The organism is Mycobacterium botniense (genome assembly GCF_010723305.1).
Taxonomy (GTDB): Bacteria; Actinomycetota; Actinomycetes; order Mycobacteriales; family Mycobacteriaceae; genus Mycobacterium; species Mycobacterium botniense.
Window position 1 is genome coordinate 906,565 of record NZ_BLKW01000004.1, and the last position, 22,413, is coordinate 928,977.

Annotated in this window: 19 protein-coding genes and 1 pseudogene; 11 read left to right on the forward strand and 9 right to left on the reverse strand. The window is 66.6% G+C overall.

All coding sequences use genetic code 11. From position 1 onward, the window contains the following. Positions 1 to 63 precede the first annotated feature (63 nt). Together G6N08_RS14250 and G6N08_RS14255 are read left to right on the forward strand one after the other, a co-directional pair. Positions 64 to 1,137, forward strand: a complete 1,074-nt coding sequence (locus tag G6N08_RS14250) for a glycerate kinase family protein (protein WP_246216847.1) — start codon at positions 64 to 66, stop codon at positions 1,135 to 1,137. A gap of 76 nt (positions 1,138 to 1,213) precedes the next feature. Next, the gene (locus G6N08_RS14255) at positions 1,214 to 1,570 is read left to right on the forward strand and encodes a HesB/IscA family protein (RefSeq protein ID WP_163758308.1); all 357 of its coding nucleotides are present in this window, start codon (positions 1,214 to 1,216) and stop codon (positions 1,568 to 1,570) included. 14 nt (positions 1,571 to 1,584) lie between these two features. Here the strand turns inward: G6N08_RS14255 and G6N08_RS14260 are convergent, their stop codons facing one another. Further along, entirely contained in the window at positions 1,585 to 2,253 is a 669-nt protein-coding gene (locus G6N08_RS14260; protein ID WP_163758309.1) for an Rv0361 family membrane protein, read from the reverse strand. A 176-nt stretch (positions 2,254 to 2,429) separates the two neighbouring features. Between G6N08_RS14260 and G6N08_RS14265 the strand changes: the two genes are divergently transcribed. Then, positions 2,430 to 3,404, forward strand: a complete 975-nt coding sequence (locus G6N08_RS14265) for a carbohydrate kinase family protein (protein WP_163758311.1) — start codon at positions 2,430 to 2,432, stop codon at positions 3,402 to 3,404. A gap of 44 nt (positions 3,405 to 3,448) precedes the next feature. On the opposite strand, the gene asnB is transcribed toward G6N08_RS14265, so the two are convergent. Next, the gene (asnB, locus tag G6N08_RS14270) at positions 3,449 to 5,407 is read right to left on the reverse strand and encodes an asparagine synthase (glutamine-hydrolyzing) (protein WP_163758313.1); all 1,959 of its coding nucleotides are present in this window, start codon (positions 5,405 to 5,407) and stop codon (positions 3,449 to 3,451) included. Between the two features lie 170 nt (positions 5,408 to 5,577). On the opposite strand from asnB, the gene ctaC reads away from it, so the two are divergent. From ctaC to G6N08_RS14290, 4 genes are all read left to right on the forward strand, one after another. Then, complete coding sequence (gene ctaC / locus G6N08_RS14275; protein ID WP_371869030.1) at positions 5,578 to 6,654, forward strand: aa3-type cytochrome oxidase subunit II; 1,077 nt, start codon at positions 5,578 to 5,580, stop codon at positions 6,652 to 6,654. 8 nt (positions 6,655 to 6,662) lie between these two features. After that, entirely contained in the window at positions 6,663 to 7,082 is a 420-nt protein-coding gene (locus G6N08_RS14280; RefSeq protein ID WP_163758315.1) for a cytochrome c oxidase subunit 4, read from the forward strand. Between the two features lie 221 nt (positions 7,083 to 7,303). After that, positions 7,304 to 8,212, forward strand: coding sequence for an MmpS family transport accessory protein (locus G6N08_RS14285; protein WP_163758317.1), 909 nt, complete (start codon positions 7,304 to 7,306; stop codon positions 8,210 to 8,212). After that, positions 8,212 to 8,865 carry a DUF2561 family protein gene (locus G6N08_RS14290; RefSeq protein ID WP_163758319.1) on the forward strand — a complete coding sequence of 218 codons (654 nt, stop codon included), beginning with the start codon at positions 8,212 to 8,214 and terminating at the stop codon, positions 8,863 to 8,865. Before G6N08_RS14285 ends, G6N08_RS14290 begins: the two co-directional genes overlap by 1 nt. A 68-nt stretch (positions 8,866 to 8,933) precedes the next feature. Here G6N08_RS14290 and G6N08_RS14295 read toward each other — a convergent pair whose 3' ends face one another. After that, on the reverse strand, positions 8,934 to 10,583 hold the full coding sequence (locus G6N08_RS14295) for an acyl-CoA synthetase (RefSeq protein WP_163758321.1): 1,650 nt from the start codon (positions 10,581 to 10,583) through the stop codon (positions 8,934 to 8,936). Positions 10,584 to 10,793: 210 nt separating this feature from the next. Next, positions 10,794 to 11,666 carry an enoyl-CoA hydratase ChsH3 gene (gene chsH3, locus G6N08_RS14300; RefSeq protein ID WP_163758323.1) on the reverse strand — a complete coding sequence of 291 codons (873 nt, stop codon included), beginning with the start codon at positions 11,664 to 11,666 and terminating at the stop codon, positions 10,794 to 10,796. Between the two features lie 550 nt (positions 11,667 to 12,216). Between chsH3 and G6N08_RS14305 the strand changes: the two genes are divergently transcribed. Continuing rightward, positions 12,217 to 13,140, forward strand: a complete 924-nt coding sequence (locus G6N08_RS14305) for a 3-oxoacyl-ACP reductase (protein ID WP_163758325.1) — start codon at positions 12,217 to 12,219, stop codon at positions 13,138 to 13,140. Positions 13,141 to 13,217: 77 nt separating this feature from the next. Here the strand turns inward: G6N08_RS14305 and qcrB are convergent, their stop codons facing one another. The 4 genes from qcrB to ctaE are packed head-to-tail and all read right to left on the reverse strand — an operon-like array spanning position 13,218 to position 17,564. Next, positions 13,218 to 14,882, reverse strand: coding sequence for a cytochrome bc1 complex cytochrome b subunit (gene qcrB, locus G6N08_RS14310; protein ID WP_163758328.1), 1,665 nt, complete (start codon positions 14,880 to 14,882; stop codon positions 13,218 to 13,220). Continuing rightward, entirely contained in the window at positions 14,879 to 16,087 is a 1,209-nt protein-coding gene (gene qcrA / locus G6N08_RS14315) for a cytochrome bc1 complex Rieske iron-sulfur subunit (protein ID WP_246216765.1), read from the reverse strand. Before qcrA ends, qcrB begins: the two co-directional genes overlap by 4 nt. After that, entirely contained in the window at positions 16,084 to 16,956 is an 873-nt protein-coding gene (qcrC, locus tag G6N08_RS14320; protein WP_163758330.1) for a cytochrome bc1 complex diheme cytochrome c subunit, read from the reverse strand. The genes qcrA and qcrC overlap by 4 nt, the downstream gene beginning before the upstream one ends. Further along, a complete protein-coding gene (gene ctaE / locus G6N08_RS14325) occupies positions 16,953 to 17,564 on the reverse strand; it encodes an aa3-type cytochrome oxidase subunit III (RefSeq protein WP_163758332.1) in 612 nt (203 codons plus the stop codon). The genes qcrC and ctaE overlap by 4 nt, the downstream gene beginning before the upstream one ends. Positions 17,565 to 17,688: 124 nt before the next feature. On the opposite strand from ctaE, the gene trpD reads away from it, so the two are divergent. Then, on the forward strand, positions 17,689 to 18,783 hold the full coding sequence (trpD, locus tag G6N08_RS20800) for an anthranilate phosphoribosyltransferase (protein ID WP_281352756.1): 1,095 nt from the start codon (positions 17,689 to 17,691) through the stop codon (positions 18,781 to 18,783). Here trpD and G6N08_RS14335 read toward each other — a convergent pair. Beyond that, a pseudogene (locus G6N08_RS14335) lies at positions 18,721 to 20,601 on the reverse strand (DEDD exonuclease domain-containing protein); the annotation flags it as partial. The gene trpD and the pseudogene G6N08_RS14335 sit on opposite strands and share 63 nt — an antisense overlap. A 149-nt stretch (positions 20,602 to 20,750) precedes the next feature. Between G6N08_RS14335 and G6N08_RS14340 the strand changes: the two are divergent. Beyond that, positions 20,751 to 21,017 (forward strand): hypothetical protein, encoded by a 267-nt coding sequence (locus tag G6N08_RS14340; protein WP_163758338.1) that lies wholly within the window; start codon positions 20,751 to 20,753, stop codon positions 21,015 to 21,017. A 135-nt stretch (positions 21,018 to 21,152) separates the two neighbouring features. Continuing rightward, a complete protein-coding gene (gene ripC, locus G6N08_RS14345; protein ID WP_218033381.1) occupies positions 21,153 to 22,283 on the forward strand; it encodes a peptidoglycan hydrolase RipC in 1,131 nt (376 codons plus the stop codon). Positions 22,284 to 22,413 lie beyond the last annotated feature (130 nt).

Genomic DNA, 22,413 nt, shown 5'->3' on the forward strand with positions numbered 1-22,413 from the left:
GGCGTCGGCGCCCCGAAGACGGCTGCTGCCGGCATCGGGCTCGCGGATGCCCGCAAGCCGGTGCTGCGGGTGCTCATCGCCCCGGATTGCTACGGCGACAGCATGACCGCCGTCGAAGCCGCCGCCGCCATCGCGGCGGGCTGGGATCGGGCGCGGCGCGGGGATCTACTGGCCATCGCCCCGCAATCTGACGGTGGCCCGGGCTTCGTGGCGGTGCTTTCCAGTCGGTTCGGCGAGCTGCGCCGGGCGCGGGTGTGCGGACCATTGGACACCGACGTCGACGCCGAGTGGTTGTTCGACACCGACACGGCCACGGCTTATCTGGAATGCGCCCAGGCCTGCGGTCTGGGCCGTCTGGGCGGACCGGCCACCCCCGAGACGGCCCTGTCCGCCCATAGCCGCGGTGTCGGCCAGCTTCTGGTGGCCGCTCTGCACGCCGGAGCGAAACGCATTGTGCTCGGACTCGGCGGCAGTGCCTGTACCGACGGTGGGCGGGGGCTGGTCGACGAGCTGGGCGGCTTGGCCGCGGGCCGCCGGCGGCTGGCGGAAGTGGAGCTGATCGGCGCCTGCGATGTGGAATATCCGCTGCTGGGGCCCTGGGGTGCGGCCCGGGTCTTCGGGCCGCAGAAGGGCGCTGATGCCCGCGCTGTCACCGAGCTCGAACGGCGGCTTACGCTGTGGGCCGTCCAGCTGGACACCGCTGCCGGGCGGGCCGTCAGTGCGGTGTCGGGGGCGGGCGCGGCCGGGGGTATCGGGGCGGCGCTGTTGGCGTTGGGCGGCCGGTGTGAATCCGGCGCCGCGATAGTCGCTGAGCACACCCGCCTGGCCCAGGATCTTGCGGCGGCTGACCTGGTGATCACCGGGGAGGGCCGGTTAGACGAGCAGTCGCTGCACGGCAAGGTGGTCGGAGCGCTCGCGAGTGCCGCGCGGGCGCGGCATATTCCGGTGCTGGTGCTGGCCGGGCAAGTCGTGCTGGACGACACCGCGCTGCGCGCAGCCGGGTTGGCCGCCTACGCCCTTGCCGACTACGCCGGTTCGGTCCGGCTGGCCCTGGCAGATGCGGCCAACCAGCTGATGGGATTGGCGTCACAGGTGGCGGCGCGACTCGGGAATAGCGACATGACAGGGTACCGTTGATGCAGTGGGTTTGCCGCGCTGAGCAGACCCGGCCACGAACGTATGGATGGCACGTAGGAACACGTAGGGAGACGCAATGACTGTTCCGGGCGAGTCGACCGCCACGACTCACGGCGTGACCCTGACCGAGGCCGCCGCCGCCAAGGCGAAGTCTCTGCTGGACCAGGAGGGACGCGACGACCTGACGCTGCGTATCGCCGTGCAACCGGGTGGGTGCGCCGGTCTGCGCTACAACCTCTTCTTCGACGACCGCCGGCTCGACGGCGACCTGACCGCGGAGTTCGGCGGTGTGACCTTGACGGTCGACCGCATGAGCGCCCCGTATTTGCAGGGCGCGTCGATCGATTTCGTCGACACCATCGAAAAGCAGGGCTTCACGATCGACAACCCGAACGCCACCGGGTCCTGCGCCTGCGGCGATTCGTTCAACTGAGGCGCGAAAACCCGCTAATACGTTCCCGCGGTACGAAGCACATACGAGCACACCAGCACGTGGTTGCGTTGCAGTAGCACCTGCGCGAGTCCTTGCACCCCCCCGCGTGCCGGGCCGCCGGTCGCGGGTGTTACCCGCATGGTGAACAACACCTGGGCCTGATACTGCGACCAGTACACGATCTTGTCGATCGAGGTCACCTCGGCTTTGGAGAACTGCTTGCGAAACGCGTCGCTGCTGAGTTTGGCTAGCGCCTGGTCAGAGCGGCGGTCGCGGACGGCGTCGTAGATACCGCACAGCGTGTTGCGGGCGATGGTGTCGAGATCGCGCTGCTCCAAAGCGTCCAGATAGCCCTGGATCGCCGTTTTGGCCATCGCGTCGGACAGTGCGGGTCCGGTGGCCGACCTGGTCGCACGGGTGCCGTACCCGATCCCGACCGTCATCACGGCGATCAGGGCGAAGGTCAGCACGGCGCCGACGATCAGTCGCCGGCGCTGGTGTTTGGGATAGGGCAGGGGTGGGGGCAGCGGCCTCCCCGGATAGGGGCCCGACGGGGATGGGGTCCCCGGCGCCGACGTGCCGGGGTACCCGGGCTGGTTGATCGCGCGCTGGCCGGGAGGCGGGGTAGTGGAGGGCGGCCCGCCGGCGCCGACACCGCGGTTGCGCGGGTGCGGAGCGGGCATGGTGGTTCTCCTATGGTGGTGGACGGGGCGACTGGCGGCTGTCGCCAACAGCACTCGCTTCCGGCGTGAGTGCTCTAGGCAGGCTAGCGCACCACCAGCCGCTGGCCGTCACCATAGCGCGGCGCAACCCGCGTACGCTTAGATAGACGAGCTTATGAATGAAGGGCGGATAGTTCGTGACGATCGCGGTGACCGGTTCGATTGCCACTGACCATTTAATGCGGTTTCCCGGGCGGTTCTCAGAACAGCTGTTAGCCGATCACCTGCACAAGGTGTCACTGAGCTTTTTGGTCGACGACTTGGTGATCCATCGCGGTGGTGTCGGCGGGAATATCGCCTATGCGATCGGGGTGCTCGGCGGTGATGTCGCGCTGATCGGCGCCGCCGGCACCGATTTTGCCGACTACCGCGAATGGTTGGAGGCCCACGGCGTCAACTGTGAACACGTGCTGATCTCCACCACCGCGCATACCGCGCGTTTTATCTGCACCACCGATCTGGATATGGCGCAGATAGCGTCGTTTTATCCCGGTGCGATGTCGCAGGCCCGCGATATTTCGCTGGCCCAAGTAGTGTCGGCGCTGGGCACCCCGGAGCTGGTGGTCATCGGGGCCAACGACCCGGAGGCGATGTTTTTGCACACCGAGGAGTGCCGCAAACTGGGGCTGGCCTTCGCCGCCGACCCGTCCCAGCAGCTGGCCCGGCTCAGCGGCGACGAAATCCGCAAGCTTATCGATGGGGCCACCTACCTGTTCACCAACGACTATGAATGGGATTTGTTGCTGAGCAAGACCGGCTGGTCGGAAGCCGATGTGATGGCGCAGGTCGGGCTGCGGGTCACCACGCTCGGCCCCAAAGGCGTGGATCTGGTCGAGCCCGCCGGTCATACCGTTCACGTTGACGTGGTTCCCGAGAAGGGCCAGGTTGATCCCACCGGTGTCGGTGACGCGTTCCGCGCCGGCTTTCTCACCGGGCGCAGCGCGGGTCTGAGCCTGGAGCGTTCGGCACAGCTCGGCTCACTTGTCGCGGTGTTGGTGCTGGAATCCAGCGGCACCCAGGAATGGCAGTGGGACCGCGAGGCCGCGCTGACCCGGCTGGCGGGCGCCTACGGCCAGCAGGCGGCCGCCGAGATCGCCGCGACCCTACCGTAGGCGAACAGACGCGCACCGCATGTGATCGTCGCCGGCACGGAGACTCACAGCTGCACCGGATACTGCGGCTCGGTGATCCGCGGTATCACGCTGTGCTCGACGAAGATCGCGTGCCACAGCATAAAAATCAGCACCGTCCATAGCCGGCGGCTGTGATCTGCAGCGCCGCAACGATGTTCGTCGAGCATCCGACGCGTTGCGGCGATGTCGACGAGATCATTCGCCTGCGAGGAATCCACTGTGGCATACGCCCACTCCAGCAGCTCCCCGGCGCGCAGCCAGTGCCGGATGGGCACCGGGAACCCGAGCTTGGGCCGGTGGAGAACATGGGCGGGCACGATCGGCTCCAGCGCGCGCCGCAGCGCGTACTTGGTCGTGCTGCGCGTGATCTTGGCGTTCACCGGCAAGCGGCACGCCACGGCGAACACTTCGGGGTCCAAAAACGGCACCCGCAGCTCTAGTGAGTTGGCCATCGTCATCTTGTCAGCCTTGACCAGGATGTCGCCGCGCAGCCAGGTGAACAAATCGATGTGCTGCATGCGGGCCACCGGATCCCAGCCGGCCGATTGTGCGTACAGCGGCGCCGTCACATCGGTGTGGGTCCATTCCGGCCGGAACCCGGGCAGCACCTGCCGCAGCTGCTCGTCGGAGAAACTGCGGGCATTGCCGTAGTACCGCTGTTCGAGCGTCAGCGAACCGCGGTGCAACAAACTCTTGCCGCGCAGCCCGTCGGGCAACGGTTTGGATAGGGCGCCCACCATGCGTCGCAGCCGCCCAGGCAGGTAATCGAAAGGCTTGAGCGACAAGGGCTCTCGGTAAATGGTATATCCGCCGAACAGTTCGTCGGCGCCCTCTCCGGAAAGGACTACTTTGACGTGCTTGCGGGCCTCTCGGGCCACAAAGAACAGCGGCACCAGCGCGGGGTCGGCCACCGGCTCATCGAGATACCAGACGATCTCGGGCAGCGCAGCGACGAACTCGCTCGGGCTGACCACCTTGGCGATGTGCCGGGCGCCGATGGCTTCCGCGGAGGCCGCCGCGACGTCGATTTCGGAGAAGCCTTCACGCTCGAAACCGGTCGTGAACGTGATCAGCCGCGGATTGTGCCGGATGGCCAGCGCCGCGATCGCGGTGGAGTCGATGCCGCCGGACAGAAACGCGCCGACGGTGACATCCGCGCGCATGTGCTTGGCGACCGAGTCTTCCAGGACCGCAGTGATCTGGTCGTATCGCGCCTGCTCGCTGTCCCGGGTGAACGGTTCGGCGGCAAATCGGGGCACAAAGTAGCGAGTGATCTGCGGCTGAGGTTGGTGCGGTCGAATCCGTGCGTAGCAACCCGATTCCAACCGGCGCACGCCCCGGTGCAGCGTTTCGGGTTCGGGCACATACTGCAGCACGGTGTAGTGCTGCAGCGCTCTGCGGTCAATCGCGCCGTCGAGGTGGAGCACGTCGGCCAAATCAAGCAGGCATTTTTTTTCACTGGCCACCGCGGTGCCGCCGGGGCCGGTCGCGAAGAACAGCGGCTTGATCCCGAAAGGATCTCGGGCGCAGAACAGTTCACGGGTAACCGTATCCCACAACGCGAACGCGAACATTCCGCGCAACCGCGCCAAGGCGCCGGTGCCCCAGTAGTGGTAGGCGGCGACGATGGCCTCACCGTCGCCATCGGTGGCGAACGCGGCGCCGTAGCCCGTCGCCAGCTCGTCGCGCAACTCCAGGTAGTTGTAGATCTCGCCGTTGAACACCAGCAGGTAGCGGTCGGGCGCCTCGGGGGGTCCCCAGCGGAGCGGCTGATGCGAGTGCGCGATATCGATGATGGCCAGCCGGTTGAAGCCCAGCACCACGGCGGGCCGCGCACCGGCCTCGCTCCACGTGCCGAGCTCGTCGGGCCCGCGGTGGCGCATCAAGCGGGATGCCCGCGCGACCGCTTCAGCGATATCGGGGCCACGACCGGAAGCCTCCTGGCCGGACGTAGCGCTCACGAAGGCCAGCAGTCCACACACGACGCCCCAGTATGCCGCACCCGGCCGGGGCTGAGGGCTGCTGTGCGGAGCCGTTAACCCGGCCCGCGTCGTCACCGGCCCGGGCGGCGTGGTCTACGCTGCGTAGTATTCGACGTTTGGCTCAGCCGGCGACCCACGTCGGCCCAGCGTGTGACACAGGAGGCGCCAACGTGACACCTCGCCGGCCAGGACGTTTGGGTGGCCTGCATGGAGGTTTTCGTCCGGGTTCACGCCGGCTTCGGCTGCTGGGGCTGGCCGCGACGCTGTGGGTTCTGATGCTCACCGTCAGCGGGTGCAGCTGGTCGGAAGTGCTGGGCATCGGCTGGCCGAAAGGGATCACCCCCGAAGCCGACATCAACCGGCAGTTATGGATCGGCGCGGTGATCGCCTCTCTCGTGGTCGGAGCCCTCGTGTGGGGCCTTATCTTCTGGTCCTCGGCATTTCACCGCAAAAAAGCAACCGACACCGAATTGCCCCGCCAGTTCGGCTACAACTTGCCGCTGGAGCTGGTGCTCACGGTCATACCTTTTCTCATCATCTCGGTGCTGTTCTACTTCACTGTGGTGGTGCAGGAGAAGATGCTGCACATGACCTCTGACCCCGAGGTCGTCGTGGATGTGACAGCGTTTCAGTGGAACTGGAAGTTCGGCTATCGGAAGGTCGATTTCAAAGACGGCACCCTGACATACGACGGGGCTGATCTGGCGCGCAAACATGCGATGGCCTCCAAGCCGGAAGGCAAAGACAAACACGGCGAAGAACTCGTTGGTCCGGTGCGCGGGCTCAACACCGCCGACCGCACCTACCTCAACTTCGACAAGGTCGAGACCCTGGGGACCAGCACCGAGATCCCGGTGCTGGTGCTGCCCGCCGGCAAACGCATCGAGTTTCATCTCGCCTCGGTGGACGTTGTGCATGCATTCTGGGTGCCAGAGTTCCTGTTCAAGCGTGACGTGTTTCCCGATCCCGCGGCGAACCACTCAGTGAACACCTTCCAGGTCGCTGAAATCACCAAGACAGGGGCGTTCGTCGGGCGCTGCGCCGAGATGTGCGGCACATATCACTCGATGATGAACTTCGAGGTCCGGGTGGTGGCACCCAATGATTTCAAGGCTTACCTGCAACAACGCATCGCGGGAAAAACCAACGCGCAGGCCCTGCAAGCGATCCACCAGTCCCCGGTCGCGGTCACCACGCACCCGTTCGAAACCCGTCGCGGCGAGCAGGTCAGCCCAGCAATTAGGTAGGAACATCTATGCGGATCGAAGCCAGGCTGTTTGAGTTTGTGGCCGTTTTCTTCATCCTGACCGCGACGCTCTACGGTGTGCTGACGGCGATGTTCGCCACCGGCGGTGTGGAGTGGGCCGGCACCACCGCGCTGGCTCTGACCGGCGGTATGGCGCTGATCGTGGCCACCTTCTTCCGTTTCGTCGCCCGCCGCCTCGACACCCGGCCCGAGGACTACGAGGGCGCCGAGATCAGTGATGGCGCAGGAGAATTGGGGTTCTTCAGCCCGCATAGCTGGTGGCCGATCCTGGTCGCGCTGTCCGGCTCAGTTGCTGCGGTGGGCATCGCGTTATGGTTGCCATGGTTGATTGTTGCCGGCGTGGTGTTCATCCTCAGCTCGGCGGCCGGGCTGGTTTTCGAGTACTACGTCGGTCCCGAGAAGCACTGACCACAGCCGACTGCTCTGCGATGCCCGGTATCGTGGTGGACAACTCGGCCCGCATCGTCGGCACGGAGGCCCCAATCAGGGCGTTGGCCGGTCGGCGGCCAGTCCGCCGAAACCGCCCTGTCGCGACTGGTTCGATAGGGTTGCCGAGGCACAATGAGAAACATCGAGGTGTGCGCGGCGCGGCCGCGTGCTAGTGATGTAGTCGAACAGGACAGGCGAACATGAGCGGGCCTAATCACCCAGGACCAGAATCGGAAGAACTGGAACCCGGCAGTGAGCCCAGCGACGAATTGGACCTGGGCAGCGAGCCGGGCGACGAACCGGAGTCCATCGACGACGCGCCGGAGGCTGGGACCGGCCAAACCGAGTTCTACTCGCAGGCCTATTCGGCTCCCGAGTCCGAGCATTTCACCAGTGGTCCCTATGTCCCGGTCGATCCCCGCCTCTACGACTACGACCACTACGACGACGCGATCGAGTTTGAGGATGAGCGAACCACCCCGCGCTGGCCGTGGGTCGTCGGCGTAGCGGCGATCGTGGCTGCAATCGCGCTGGTGGTCTCGGTGTCACTGCTGTTTGCCCGCACCGACACCCAGAAACTTGCCACCCCGGGCACCGCGCCGGTATCCACGCCGCCGGTGCAGGACGAGATCACCACCACCACACCGCCGCCGCCTCCGCCGCCCCCGCCGCCGAGTACGCCGCCCCCGCCGCCGCCCCCGCCCGAGACGGTGACTGTCACGACGACAGCGCCGCCGCCGCCTCCGCCTGAAGCGGCACCGCCTCCGGCGCCCGCACCCGCGCCGCCGGCGACGTCGACCGTCGCGGCCCCCCCGCCGACCACCACCACTCCGGTCGGGCCGCGTCAGGTCACCTACTCGGTGACCGGCACCAAAGCGCCCTTCGACGTCATCACGATCACCTATATCGACGCTTCCGGGCAGCGCCGGACCCAGCGCAATGCGTATATCTCGTGGTCGCTCACCCTGACGCCGATCTCGCAGTCCGAGATCGGTTCGGTGGAAGCCTCCAGTCTGCTGCGGCTGAGCAAACTCAACTGCTCGATCACCACCAGCGACGGAACCGTGTTGTCATCCAACAACAACGACCAGCCCCAAACGAGTTGCTGATGGTCGACAGGACCTCCGCAGTCGGACGCGGGTGGGGCAGCATGTCGCTGAACACCACCGACCGAGTCCTCATCGGCGTCTGTGCTGTGGTATGGCTTTTGCTGGTCGGCGTGAGCGTAGCGGCAATTGTGGCGTTGGTCGATCTCGGGCGCGGATTTCACACCTCGTCGGGCAATGCGCATACGCCGCCGGTGCTCTACGCCATCATCGTGGTGTCCACACTGGTCATCCTGGGCGCCGTCCCGATGTTGCTGCGTGCCCGCCGCACCACGTGGGAGCACCCCTCACCGGCCCGGCCGCCGGGAGCGCGTGCAGCGACTCAGCGACTGGGCGGCTCGCCGTATCTGGCGGAGCCTGTCATGGTCGATCAGGCCCGCACGGAGAGACTGACCACGTTCGGGCCGGCAGCCACGTTATCCGATGCGGCAGTGGATCGAATTTGGTTGCGGGGCACGCTCGCTCTTCTCGGCACGATGGGAGCTGCTTTAGTCGCCGTCGCGGCGGCGACTTACCTGATGGCTATCGGCCGGGACGGTGCGGCGTGGACCGGTTACGGGCTCGCCGGGTTCGCCACCGCGGCGATGATCGTGATTCCCTGGCACCAGGTTCGGCGGCTGCGCCGCATGCTGGCGGGGGATAAGCCGTCATTGTGACGGGGTTGGATATCGCACGACGGGCGTGCATCCGCAGGCCGCCCACAAAACGCGGCCCGACACCGCCGCTACGCCGGGCGATGAGCACTCAACGCTGCGACTTGAGCTTTCGCCCAAGGGTAATCCGCTTTGCCCGATGGTGAGCGTTGTATGCGTGTGCAAAAGACTATTTCCTTGGGAAGTTTGTAACGGGCAATATGCCGGGCTGCTTCGGCGATGATCTCGTCAGCCTCGGCGCGGGCGCCGTCAGCTAACTGGACCAGCGCTACGACTTCGCTTCCCCACCGGATGCTGGGCCGGCCCACTACGACAACGTCGTAGACCGCGGGGTGATACGCGATGGCGGCTTCAACTTCTTCGGCGAAGATCTTTTCGCCCCCCGAATTGATCGTCACCGAATCGCGGCCCAGCAGCTCAATATGGCCGTCGGGGTGCCAGCGGGCCCGGTCGCCGGGGACGGAATGCCGGATGCCTTCAATAACCGGAAAGGTCCGGGCCGTTTTCTCCGGGTCACCCAGGTAGCCCAACGGAATGAGGCCTTGCTGAGCCAGCCAGCCCACCTCGTCGTCGCCAGGCCGCAATATCCGGGTCATGTCTGCGCTGACCACCACCGCACCCGGATTCGGGGCGAAGCGTCCGGTCGCCGGCTGCGCACGGCTGGACGTCTGGCCCATTTGCGGGCCGGTCTCCGAGGATCCGCCGGCGTCCAGGATCGTCACGTGCGGCAGGAGCTCGATGAACCGCTGTTTGACCCCAGCGCTCAGCGTGGCGCCGCCGGTTAACAGAAACATCAGCGCCGACAAGTCGTAGTTGCCGGACTCCAGTTCATCGAGTAACGGTCGGCCGAAGGCGTCGCCGACGAACGAGAGCGACATGACGCGTTCCCGGCTTGCCAGCGCCCAAGCCGCCGCAGGATCGAAATGACCTGTTGTCGCGGGCATGACAAAGGTCCGGCCGCCAAGCAGGTTGATGAAAGCCGCCCACTGGGCCGCGCCGTGCATGAGCGGTGCCACCGTCATCGAACCCGGTGTCTCAGGTCGCGACCGCGCAACGATTTCGCCGAGGCTTTTGACCATTTCGCCGGAACCGAAAAGCCGCCCGCCCATAGCGTTCAGATAGATGTCGTGCTGGCGCCACAACACAGCTTTGGGCAACCCTGTGGTGCCACCGGTGTAGAGCACGTAGAGATCGTCGGGAGACAGCGCAAGATCGAGCGGCTCGGCGGGCATAGCTGCCAGCAACTCCTCGTAGCGCACCGCGCCCGGGAGTGGATCGTTCCCGGACTCGTCATCGACGTGGATCAGCGATAACGGCGGCAGCTGAGCGAGCGCGTCGGCCAGGGTTGGGCCGAAGCGCGCGTGATACATGACTGCGTCCGCCCTGGCATTGCTGAGCAGGTACACCAATTCGGGGACCCCGTAGCGATAGTTCACGTTGAACGGGGCGACCCGGGCTTTATAGGCACCCACCATGCCCTCGAGGAACTCATTGCAGTTCGTCATGTACAAGCCGAGATGACTCTGACCGGACTCGTGTGCGGCTAGCTCCGATCGTTCACGGTGTGCGCCGAGCCCCCACCCATGCAGCGCCTGAGCGAGGCGATAGGTGCGTTCGTCGGTCTGCGCGAAGGTAAATCGCCGATCTCCATAGACGATGCAGTCCCTGTCGGGGTTGGCCGCCGCCACCGCCGCGAACACCTGGGCGAGGTTGAATTCCACTGCCTGTCCTCAGATCAGCCCGCTGGTGACATCAGTCGACATGAGCCAGAGACGCTCTCACCCCGAGTTAGGCATTCGTCAGCGGTGACACCCGACTGTCGGCGACAATCGATTCCGCCTCTGCGAGTGTAAGCCATCGCGCGGTCATTGGTGGTGTCCACGAGCCGGGGAGTGGTGGGGAATCCGGGGCCCCACATGGGCGTCATGGTGCTACGGTCGCTGCGGGGCCAGAAGCAGCTCTACGCCGGATAGCACCGGCGCATCATCGCGGGCAGGGACTGTGACGCTGGCCAGTAACCGGGTGTCGTCGTTCCAGACGCTGACCTTGAGGGTGTCGCCCGGAAATGCGACGCCAGCGAACCGCGCCCGGTAGGAGCAGACCGAAGACACATCGGCGTCCAGCATCGCATCAACCAGGGCTTTGCAAGTCATGCCATACGTGCACAGCCCTTGCAGGATGGGTTTCGGAAAGCCTGCAGCGGAAGCGAATTCGGGATCCGAGTGTAGCGGGTTGCGATCGCCGCACAGTCGGTACAGCAACGCCTGCTGCGGCAGCACGGGCAGCTTGATCTCGAGGTCGGGTGCCCGCTCAGGCGCCGGATCCGATGTCGATGGCCCCCGGGACCCGCCGAACCCGCCTTCGCCGCGGACGAAGATCGAACTTCGTTGCGTCCACAGCGGTGTGCCGTCTGAGGCGGTGGCCGAATTCTCAAGCACCACAACAGCCGCCTTGCCCTTGTCCCAGATCTCGGCGATGCGGCTGATGACGCGGGCGCTGCCCGACGGCGGCAGCGGTGCGGGCACGCTGACTTGTTCGGAGGCGTGCAGCACTGCGGCCAGGTCGATCTCGACGCCGGGCCAGCTGAATTTCGGCGGTTCGACCTGGTGAAACGATGCCGCGACACAGGCGAATGTCGGCAGCACTTGTGGGTTGCGGTCGATCAGATAGCGCAACTCGCGTGGGTTGGTCGGGTCGGCGCCGGCTCCCAGAGCCAGGTGGTAGAGCTGGACGTCGCTGGGGGTCCATGAGAATTCGACTGCGCGGACCTCAGCGCCGAGCGCCGCATCGACGTCGATCGGCATCTCAGCGGGGGTGCTCGGCGATGTGCAGCGCCGCCAGCGGGCCGGGCGTTTTCACCGGTCCGGCGGCGCTGGGCGGGCGGCCACTATGCTGCGGCGCCGGCACACTGACAGCGTGCGCGGAGCAGAGACCACAATCACATTCAGTCACATTGAGCAGTATCGCGCGAGAGCTAACGCCTGCGTCCGGCGTGATGCGCTCGCTGACAAACGGTCGCAGCCCGTGGCGCCGTTGTCCGGTCCGGGAACGTCGCTGGTTCGCATGCCGGCCACCTTCCGCTGAACACTGGCGGGCGCCGGCCGTGATGCCGTGCCGACGGCCGCCACCGCGGTTGTACCACCTGTGCAGCCGGTGGGTCCAGCACCCGGCTGCGCGGAGATGGCCGTATGGTGCTGATACGGACCGGCGAGCCGTCTGACACGGTTCACGGAGGATACGGTGCGGGTGCTGGCGGGCCGCGGCCGGCGTGACGGCCACGTGATACGCGTGGGCATTGGGCAGCGACCACCACCCCCAGCGCCCGCACAGCCCCGGACTGGAGGTGTTCATCACGTGACTGGCAGCGTTAACGCGACCGACCTGTCCGGAAAGGTTGCGGTGGTGACGGGCGCGGCAGCGGGATTGGGCCGCGCCGAGGCGATCGGTTTGGCCCGCGCGGGGGCCACCGTTGTCGTCAACGACCTCGCCCCCGCGTTGGATGCCTCGGATGTCATCGACGAAATCGCTGCGGCGGGGGCGGCGGCCGTCGCGGTGGCCGGTGATGTCAGCGAGCGTGTCACCGCTGACGAACTCATCAGCTGCGCCGACCGGCTGGGCGGATTGGCCATCGTGGTGAACAACGCCGGGATTCTTCGCGACCGGATGCTGTTTAACATGTCCGACGAGGAGTGGGACGCGGTGATCGCGGTGCATTTGCGGGGCCATTTCCTGCTGACCCGCAACGCGGCTACCTACTGGCGTCACAAAGCCAAGCAGGGCAGGGAAGCCGGCGGATCGGTGTACGGGCGGATCATCAACACCTCGTCGGAGGCATTTCTAGTAGGACCGGCAGGCCAGGCCAACTACGCTGCGGCGAAGGCGGGCATCACGGCGCTAACCCTCTCGGCTGCGCGGGCGCTGGGCCGTTATGGGGTCCGCGCCAACGTGATCTGTCCGCGGGCGCGCACCGGGCTGACCGCCGAAATCTTCGGCGCTGCGCCCCCGCTCAGCGAGGGTCAGATCGACCCGCTGTCACCCGAGCACGTGGTCACCCTGGTCCAGTTTCTGGCGTCCCCAGCGTCCGAGGCGGTCAACGGTCAGGTGTTCATCGTTTACGGTCCGCGCGTGACACTGTTGTCCGCGCCCACCGCCGAGCATCAGTTCAGTGCCGACGCGCCGGCCTGGGAGCTCGCCGACCTCACCACCGCGCTGCGCGAATACTTTGCCGGTCGTGATCCGCAGCTGAGCTTTGCCGCGACCGCTCTGATGGGCCCGTGATCGTATCGGTCGCCCGACCGCCCCTCAGCTGACCAGAACCGGTGCTGTGGTGCCGCCGGGCCGGGCGGCCGCCCGCGTTAGTGCTCGCCGTCACTGGACCCGTTGATACTTTCTTGGTGCTCGCGCAATGCGGTGAGCGCCCGGTGCTCGGCGGTGCGCGCCGCCTCACGCAGTGCCGCATCTTCTGACGCCGGATCAGCGGACAGGAAACTGCCGCTGCCAGGGGAGCCGGCCAATCCGAGCTTATTCATACGTTTGGGTACCGGCGCGCCCTGATACTCCAGCGGTATCGGGTGGCCGTGCTCATCGACCGGTCCGAGCGGCTGGTGCAGCTCAACATAGGCGCCATGGGGCAACCGCTTGATAATTCCGGTTTCGATGCCGTGCTCGAGCACTGCGCGGTCGCTGCGCTGTAACCCGATACACCAGCGGTAGGTGACGAAGTAGACGATCGGCGGCACCACCACCATCCCGATCCGGCCGATCCAGGTGGTCGCGTTGAGCGAGATGTGGAACTTGAGCGCGATGATGTCATTCATCGCACTCAGCGTCAGCACCATGTAGAACGCGATCGCCATAGCGCCGATCGATGTGCGCACCGGCACATCACGCGGGCGCTGCAGCAGGTTGTGATGCGCATAGTCGCCGCTGAATCGTTTCTCCAGGAACGGGTAGATAGTCAGCAGCACGAACACCAGGCCCATGATCACCGCAACCCAAACCGGCGCGGGGATGGTGTGATGCCAGAAATAGAACTCCCACGCCGGCCAGATGCGGGCCAGGCCCTCCGTCCACATCATGTAGAAATCCGGCTGCGAACCGGCGGAAACCTGAGACGGCTTGTAGGGACCAAGATTCCAGATCGGATTGATTTGCAGCAACCCGCCCATCAGGCCGAGGACGCCGACGATCATCGCGAAGAACGCCCCCGATTTCACGGCAAATATCGGCATCACCCGCACGCCGACCACGTTGCTTTCGGTGCGGCCCGGGCCGGGGAACTGGGTGTGTTTCTGGAACCACACCAACGCCAGATGGATCCCGATGAGTGCCAAGATGATCGCCGGCAGCAACAAGATGTGCAATGAGTACATGCGGGGCACGATGTAGCCCGCCGTGTTGCAATCGTATCCCACACCGCCGCAGGGAAAGTCGCCCCCGAACAACGCCCAGTGCAGCCAGGTCCCGATCACCGGGATTCCCAGGGTGATCGACGACAGCGCCGCGCGCAGCCCGATCCCCGACAACAGGTCGTCGGGCAGTGAGTACCCGAAATAGCCCTCGAACATGGCCAGGATCAGCAGCAACGACCCGATGATCCAGTTGGTTTCGCGGGGCCGGCGAAACGCCCCCGTGAAGAAGACCCGGGCTAGGTGCACCATGATCGCGGCGGCGAACATCAGCGCGGCCCAGTGGTGGACTTGGCGGACGAACAGGCCGCCGCGCACCTCGAAGGAAATGTCGAGCGCCGACGCGTAGGCCTTCGACATCGTCACCCCGCGCAACGGCTGGTAGACGCCGTGGTAGGTCACCTCGTTCATGGACGGGTCGAAATACAGCGTCAGGTACACCCCGGTGATCAACAGCACGATGAAGCTGTACAGCGCGATCTCACCGAGCAAAAACGACCAGTGGGTGGGGAAAACCTTGTTGAGCTGGCGACGCACCGCGGCCGCCGGGTGATAGCGAATGTCGACGTCCTGGGCTTGACGGGCCAGGATCGCGCCGAGTGCTGGACTCATGAGGTGCGCTCCCAAAATGCCGGTCCGACTGGCTCGATGAAGTCGCCGTTGGCGACCAGGTAGCCGTCGGTGTCGATGGTGATGGGCAGCTGCGCCAACGCGCGCGCGGCCGGGCCGAAAATCGGCTTGGCGTAGTGCAACGCATCGAACTGCGACTGGTGACACGGGCACAGGATGCGGTAGGACTGCTGCTCGTAAAGCGATGACGGGCAACCCAAATGGGAGCAGACCTTGGTAAACGCGAAGAGTTGGCCGAAGTTGAAGCTTTCCTGGCCTTTGCGTTTGACGACGCGCGGCATGTCTTCGGGCTTGATGCGGATGAGCATCACCGGGTTGCGGACACCCATCAGGATTTCTTGCAGCCTTTCCCGTGATTCCGCGGTGGTGCCGTCGCCATCAGATTCCCGCCACGGAAACACCGTTTCCATGCCGCCCGCGTCGATATCTTCCGGGCGCATCTTGGTGAACGGCGGGCCGGCGTGCTGGCCGGTGGCACGCGCGAGATAGATGGTTTCGCCCGGATAGCGGGGAGTCCAGCCCGAGGTCCACAGCACAGCCTCTTTACCTTTGGCGGTGGGAACGACGGGCTTCCACGGATTTTTGATGATGCCGCCGATGAGCGCCACCAGGGTGCCCAGGCCGAAGCTGCCCAGGCCGAGACCCAACGACAGCCCGATGAGCTTGCGCCGCCCGATTGTGGAGCCCTCGAAAGCGTCGGTCAGGTTCGCGACTACCGTCTTGCGGTGGATCTCAGGGGACCCAGCGCCACCCCCGTCATGCCGTTCCTGAATCGAAATCTCTTCGGGGATGAACTTTTTCTGGAATAGCACCGCGCCCACTGCGATCGACAGCACGGAAAGGCCGAAGGTCAAACCATAGAGCGGGGTGGTGAGCGAATACAGCAGGCTGCCGCTGGCCTCGCGTGGTTTGTACTGCCACGGCCAGAACAGGAACACCAGCAGCAACGCCAGCCCGAAAATCCCGCCGGCCGAGAGCCACAGCGCCACCCGACGCTCGGCGCGCTTCTCGGCCCTGGTCTCAGGGACCGGCCAGCGCGGCTCCTTATACACGGTTTGCACACCGTCAAGCCGGCCGCCCAAAGCGACCAGTTCCTCGCGTGACATCGTGTTCAAGGCGGCCTCATCGGGTTGGGCCGCAGCCTCGGCCGCGGCGTCGCTGCCGACCGGATACTTGGTGTCGCTCACGACCGCGCTCCAATCCACAGTGCCAGCCCGATGACCGCGACCATCCCGATAATCCAGATCGCCATGCCCTCTGGTGCGGGGCCGAAGCCGCCGAGGCCGTAACCGCCCTCGCTGCGTTCCTCGGTCACGCTCTTCACATAGGCGATAATGTCTTTTTTCGCCTCGAAGGAAAGCTGACGGTCGGCGAACTTCGGCATGTTCTGCGGTCCGGTCAGCATCGCGGTCAGAATCTGCTGTTCATTGGCCGACCCCAGATCGGGCGCCCACTTACCGGACGATAACGCTCCGCCCTTGCCGGTGAAATTGTGGCAGGAGGAGCAGTTGAGCCGGAACAAGTCCCCGCCGCGTCCCAGATCCTTACCGCGCAGCGACTGCTGGGCGATGCTGCCGTCGGGATTGCGGAGCACGGTGGGGCCGCCACCGTTGGCCTGCACGTAGGCGCCCAACGCGTCGATCTGCGCCTGGTCGAAAACCGGCCGCTCTTGGCGTTCCGCCTGCGCTTCACCCCGCCTGGCCGGCATGCGGCCGGTGGACACCTGAAAGTACACGGCGGCCTCGCCGACACCGATCAGGCTGGGACCGCGGTCAGGCACACCCTGCAAGTTGGCGCCGTGACAGGACACGCACGAGGTGTCGAATAGCTGCTTGCCGGTGCGGAGCAGCGCCGATGAGGATTCGTCGGCGACCGCCACCTGCGGCCGAGGGGTCAGCACCGCGGCCAGTCCGCCGGCCAGTGTCAGCGCGGCCAGTAGCAGCAAACCTGCTGAGGCGCGGCGGCGAAGGCGCCGCCGCGACCGATCGCTGGTGAACCATCGGATCTTCAACCGAGCACTCCTGTCCGCGCCACGCCTGTTGAGGGGCTTGCTCATCGGATGAAATAGATCGTGGTGAACAGTGCGATCCACACGATGTCGACGAAATGCCAGTAGTAGGAGACGACGATCCCGGCGGTCGCCTGCGCGGGTGTGAACTTGCTCATCGCCGTGCGCGCCAGCAAGACGATGAACGCAACCAGTCCGCCGATGACGTGCAGCCCGTGGAAGCCGGTCGCCAGGTAGAACACACTGCCGTAGGCGCTGGACGGGATGGTGGTGCCGTGGGTGCTGAGGTGGTAGTACTCGTAGGCCTGGCCGAGCACGAAAAACAGGCCCATCAAAAAGGTCACCACATACCAGCGGCGCAGCCCGAACACGTCCCCGCGTTCGGCGGCGAACACGCCCATCTGGCAGGTGAAGGACGAGGCGATCAACACCAAGGTGACCGGAACCGCCTGGTACAGGTTCAGGTGAGTGGGCGGTGGCGGCCAGTTGCCCCCGGCCTGCGCGCGCGCCGTGAAATACATCGCGAACAGCCCGGCAAAGAACATGAGCTCGCTGGAAAGCCACACGATGGTGCCGACACTGACCATGTTGGGCCGGTTCAGCGAATGCACACGCGAGGTGATCGCCGTGCCTGAAGTCCCCACACCGCTCGTCACACCGCAAGTATGACGCTTTGTAGTTGTCGACCTCTACCCGGGGGCGGCAATAGCGACGGCAATCGCAGCGCAGCGGCGCCGGCGGTGCTTGGGCCGTGAGGGGACCCCGTGCGACCATCAGCGGGTGGCTGGGTCACCTCACAGGCCAGTTGCACCGGTCCCGTCGGAGCCGCCGGCGGCCAGCTCGTGGCCGCAGATACTGGCACGACTGACGATGTTTCAGCACCTCCCCCGCGGTCAGGCCGCCTGGGCAATGGAGCAGATCATGACCGGTCGTGCGACGCCGGCGCAGATCGCGGCCTTCGGGGTGGCGATGACGATGAAGGGGCCGACCGCAGCCGAGGTCACCGAACTGGCCGATGTCATGCTCAGCCATGCGCAGCAGTTACCGGGCCTGGCCGGCACCGACACCGTCGACGTGGTCGGTACCGGCGGCGACGGCGTCAACACCGTCAATGTGTCCACGATGGCGGCGATCGTGACGGCAGCGGCGGGTGTGCCGGTGATCAAACACGGCAACCGGGCGGTTTCCTCGCTTTCCGGGGGAGCTGACACCCTCGAGGCCCTCGGGGTGCGCATCGACCTGGGGCCCGATCAGGTGGCCCGTAGCGTCGCCGAAGTCGGGATCGGGTTCTGCTTCGCCCCGCGATTTCACCCCTCCTATGCGCACGCATCGGCGGTGCGGCGCGAAGTGGGGGTGCCGACGGTCTTCAATCTCCTTGGCCCACTGACGAACCCGGCCCAACCGCGGGCCGGGCTGGTCGGCTGCGCGTTCGCCGATCTGGCCGAGGTGATGGCGGGGGTGTTCGCGGCCCGGCGTTCGAGCGTTTTGGTGGTGCACGGCGACGACGGACTCGACGAGTTGACCACCACCACGACAAGCACGATCTGGCGGGTGCAGGCCGGCACCGTGGACAGGCTGACCTTCGATCCCGCCGGATTCGGTTTCGCCCGGGCCGAGCTTGACGACTTGCTTGGCGGAGACGCCGAAACCAACGCGGCAGAAGCACGTTCGGTGCTGGCCGGCGCGAAGGGACCCGTCCGTGACGCTGTTGTGCTCAACGCCGCAGGGGCCCTTGTCGCCCATGCCGGGCTATCCAGCCGCGCCGAGTGGCTTCCAGCGTGGGAGGACGGGCTGGCCCGGGCGGCCGCGGCGATCGACACCGGCGCGGCCGAACAGCTGCTCGCGCGTTGGGTGCGGTTCAGTCAGACGATCTGACTCGCCCTTGGTGAGAAGTTGCTCGGCAGCCGCGCGGGCCGACCGGGCCGACGCCGCCCACGCCGCCCACGGCCCGGCCGACCGCAGCGGCGAAGCCCACCCCGCGGCGTCCTCGCAGCGGGTTGCGACGATGCGCACCCCCGGGCCGGTCAGCCAGTGGGCGATGAGCGCGGTCTCCTCGACCAGTGCGCCGCCGAGCGGGCGGGGCTGCGGCAGGATCGCCTGGGCGCCGGCGCGGATCGCGTCGACCACCGGCATGGGCGGCACACCGCGGCGGGCGGTGCCGGCGGCGGCGAGTTGACCGTGGCGGATGACGGCGAGTTGCCAGCCACCGTCACCGTCGGGGGCGGCGGCCACCAGCTCGGGCACGCCAGCCAATGCGCGCAGACGCTGGGCGCGCCAGAGCGCCTCGATCGCGGCCGCCGTGCGATCACGCAGCCGGGCAGCGTTTTCGTAGCGGTGCCGTTCGGCGAGCGCGGTGATCTGCTGAACCGCTGCCGCCAGAACGGTGTTGTCGACGCCCGCAATCAAGTCGGCGGCGCGCTGCGCGGCCGGCGCGTACTGGTCGGCAGTCACGTCGCGGGCGGCGGGGCAGCCCGACACCTCACCCTGCCGGCAGGCCGGCCCGTGCAGCGCCGATAGCGCCAACCGCCGGGTACAGGTGCGCAGCCCGGTGAACTGCGCCAGCAGGGCCGCGGTTTCGGCGGCGTCGGCGCGGCAGCGAAACGGTCCCACCACGCGGTCGTGCGCCGGGCGACGCGTGACGGACAGGCGCGGAAAGGGTTCGTCGGTCAGCACCACCCACCACCAGCGATGCGGGAACCGCGAGCGGCGGTTGTAGGGCGGAGCATGCGCAGCCAGCATTCGCAGTTCGCGCACACCGGCTTCCAGCGCGTGGGCGCATTCGACGTGGTCGACGCGGCTGGCCAGCGTGACCATCTCCTTGATCCGTTTGCGCGCGTCCGCGCCGGTGAAGTACTGACGTACCCTGCGCCGCAGGTCTTTCGCAGTTCCGATGTACAGCACCTCATCGGAGGGTCCGCGGAAGAGGTAGACCCCCGGTCGATGGGGGAGATGTTCGGCGAGCACCCGCTTGCGGCGCTGGGCCGGGGTCACATCCGGCAGGTAGGAACGCAGGTCCGCATAGGTGTGGACACCGCAGTTACCCACCCGTTCGATGAGGGCGTGCAGCACCTCGACGGTGGCGCGGGCGTCATCCAGGGCGCGGTGGGTGGGCTCGGCGGCAAGGGCGAACAGCCGCGTCAAGGCGGCCAATTGCACGCTGGGAGCCTCCTCGCGGTCGAGTACCCGGCGGGCCAGCCGCACCGTGCACAGCACCGGCGGATGGGGCCAGGACAGACCGCACCGATCGGCTGCGGCCCGCAGGAACCCGATATCGAACCTGGCGTTGTGGGCCACCAGCACCGCGCCCCGGGCGAACTCGAAGAACATCGGCAGCACCGAGTCGATGGTCGGGGCATCGCACACCATCGCGGTGGTGATGCCGGTCAGCCGGACGATCTGCGGCGGGATGCTGCGCTGCGGGTCGACCAGGGTGGTGAACTCACCGAGCACCACGCCACCGCGCACCTTGACCGCCCCGATTTCGGTGATGGCGTCGGGGGGTGCGTCGGCGGTGCCGGTGATCCGCGCGCCGGTGGTTTCCAGGTCGACTACGACGAACGTGGTCTCGCTCAGCGTCAGCTCATCCGGGGACGCACTGTCGGCCACGGTGTCGGCGCTGCCCCGGGCCGGACACAAGCCCGCCCCCGGGTCTATATCGGCGAAGCTCAACTGCTGCGCGTCGATCATGCGCATGACCGCGACGTTAGGCCCCCGCGCCGACACCGTCCGGTTCCCACGCGGCACCGCGGTGGTGCCGATCACTCGCACAACCGCACGCCCCCTGTCGGTGCCAGCGGCTAGCGTGCCGGTAGCCCGACTCAGATACCGAGAGGACCAGGCAGATGGCACAAATCGAGAGAGCCCGCAACGTGGGTGACCGTGCCCGGGATGAGAGCGCGGCCCCGGTGAGCGGATCGGTGCGTGTGGATTGTGACGACTGCGCGGTTCGTGGCGTGCGATGTCACGACTGCGTCATCAGTGTCCTGCTGGGAGTCCCCGAGACTTTGCTGGACGAGGAGCGTGCTGCGCTGGAGGTGCTGGCCGACGCGGGCCTGGCTCCGAGACTGCGTCTGGTGCCGGTGCGCCGCGACCCCCCGGGCGCGGCCTGAGCCCCGCCTCGTGAAATCTTGCCGATTTCTTAATGTTCCGCTGTTGGCCAAAGGCTATACCGTTTCGTAACCTGTCTGAGACCTAAAGCAGATCGATTGTCTCGTCGACGGGTTGAAGGACGCATCGTCTTGGGGTTGGGGAAGAGCCGTGGGCACTGGACTGCGGGCTTCGGCAAGCGATTTGCTGCTGGTGCACTAGCTGGGCTGACATTCCTGTCGGCGATGACCGCCACCCGTGTGCTGGCCGATCCAGCCGATGAGGCGTTGGCAAAACTCAACGAACTGTCCCGGCAGGCTGAGCAGACTACCGAGGCGATGCACAGCGCCGAGCTCGACCTGAACGAGAAGCTGGCCCTGCAGCGGGCCGCGGATAAAAAGCACGCCGACGACCAGGCCGCGTTAGCTGCGGCCAGGGAACAGTTGGCAACATTCCAGGCTGCCGTCAACAGATTTGCTGCCGCGCTGTATATAGGCGGACGCACCGACGGCATGCACGCTATTCTCACGGCCCAGTCACCCCAGCAACTGATCGGCAAGCTGGCCGTGCAACGAGTGCTGTCGGCCCAGATGGCCGAGAAGATGGCCAGTTACCGGGCAGCCGGTGAACAAGCGGCGAAGGCCGAACAGGCATCCGCCAAGTCGGCAGCCGATGCCCGGACAGCAGCCGAACAGGCGGCCACGGTGCGGGCAAATCTGCAGGCCAAGCAGAGCCGGCTGCAGTTGCAGATCGCGATCGTCAAGTCGCAGTATCAAGCATTGACCCCGCAACAGCGCACCGCGTTAGCCGATCCGGGACCGGTGCCCGCTACGCTGACCGCCGCGGCGCCGAGACCTGCAGCGTTGCCGCCCGGGGAGGCGCCACCCGGTGGGGCACCGGGTGCGGGTGCACCCGGCGCGCTGCCGGCCCCGGACAGCGGTGGGGGGGCCGCCACCGTGGTTCAAGCGGCGCTGAGCCAGGTCGGCGCGCCGTACGCATGGGGTGGGGCCGGCCCTGGCGGATTCGACTGCTCCGGTTTGGTGATGTGGGCGTTCCAGCAGGCGGGGATCGCCTTGCCGCACTCCAGCCAGGCGCTGGCCCACGGCGGGCAGCCGGTCGCCCTGTCAGACCTGCAGCCCGGCGACGTGCTCACGTTCTACTCCGACGCATCTCATGCCGGCATCTACATCGGGGACGGCTTGATGGTGCATTCCTCCACCTATGGTCAGCCGGTGCGGGTGGTGCCGATGACCGCGTCCGGTCCGATCTACAACGCCCGCCGTTACTGAAGACCGGTCGCGCCGCTGCGCGGTCCGTGCCGGCGCCGCGCCGGGCCGGGTTGCCCGGCTTCGCACGGTCACGCTGCCCGCCCGCCTCGGCGCTGCGCGGCCGCACACCGCCGGGCGATGCGTATCGACG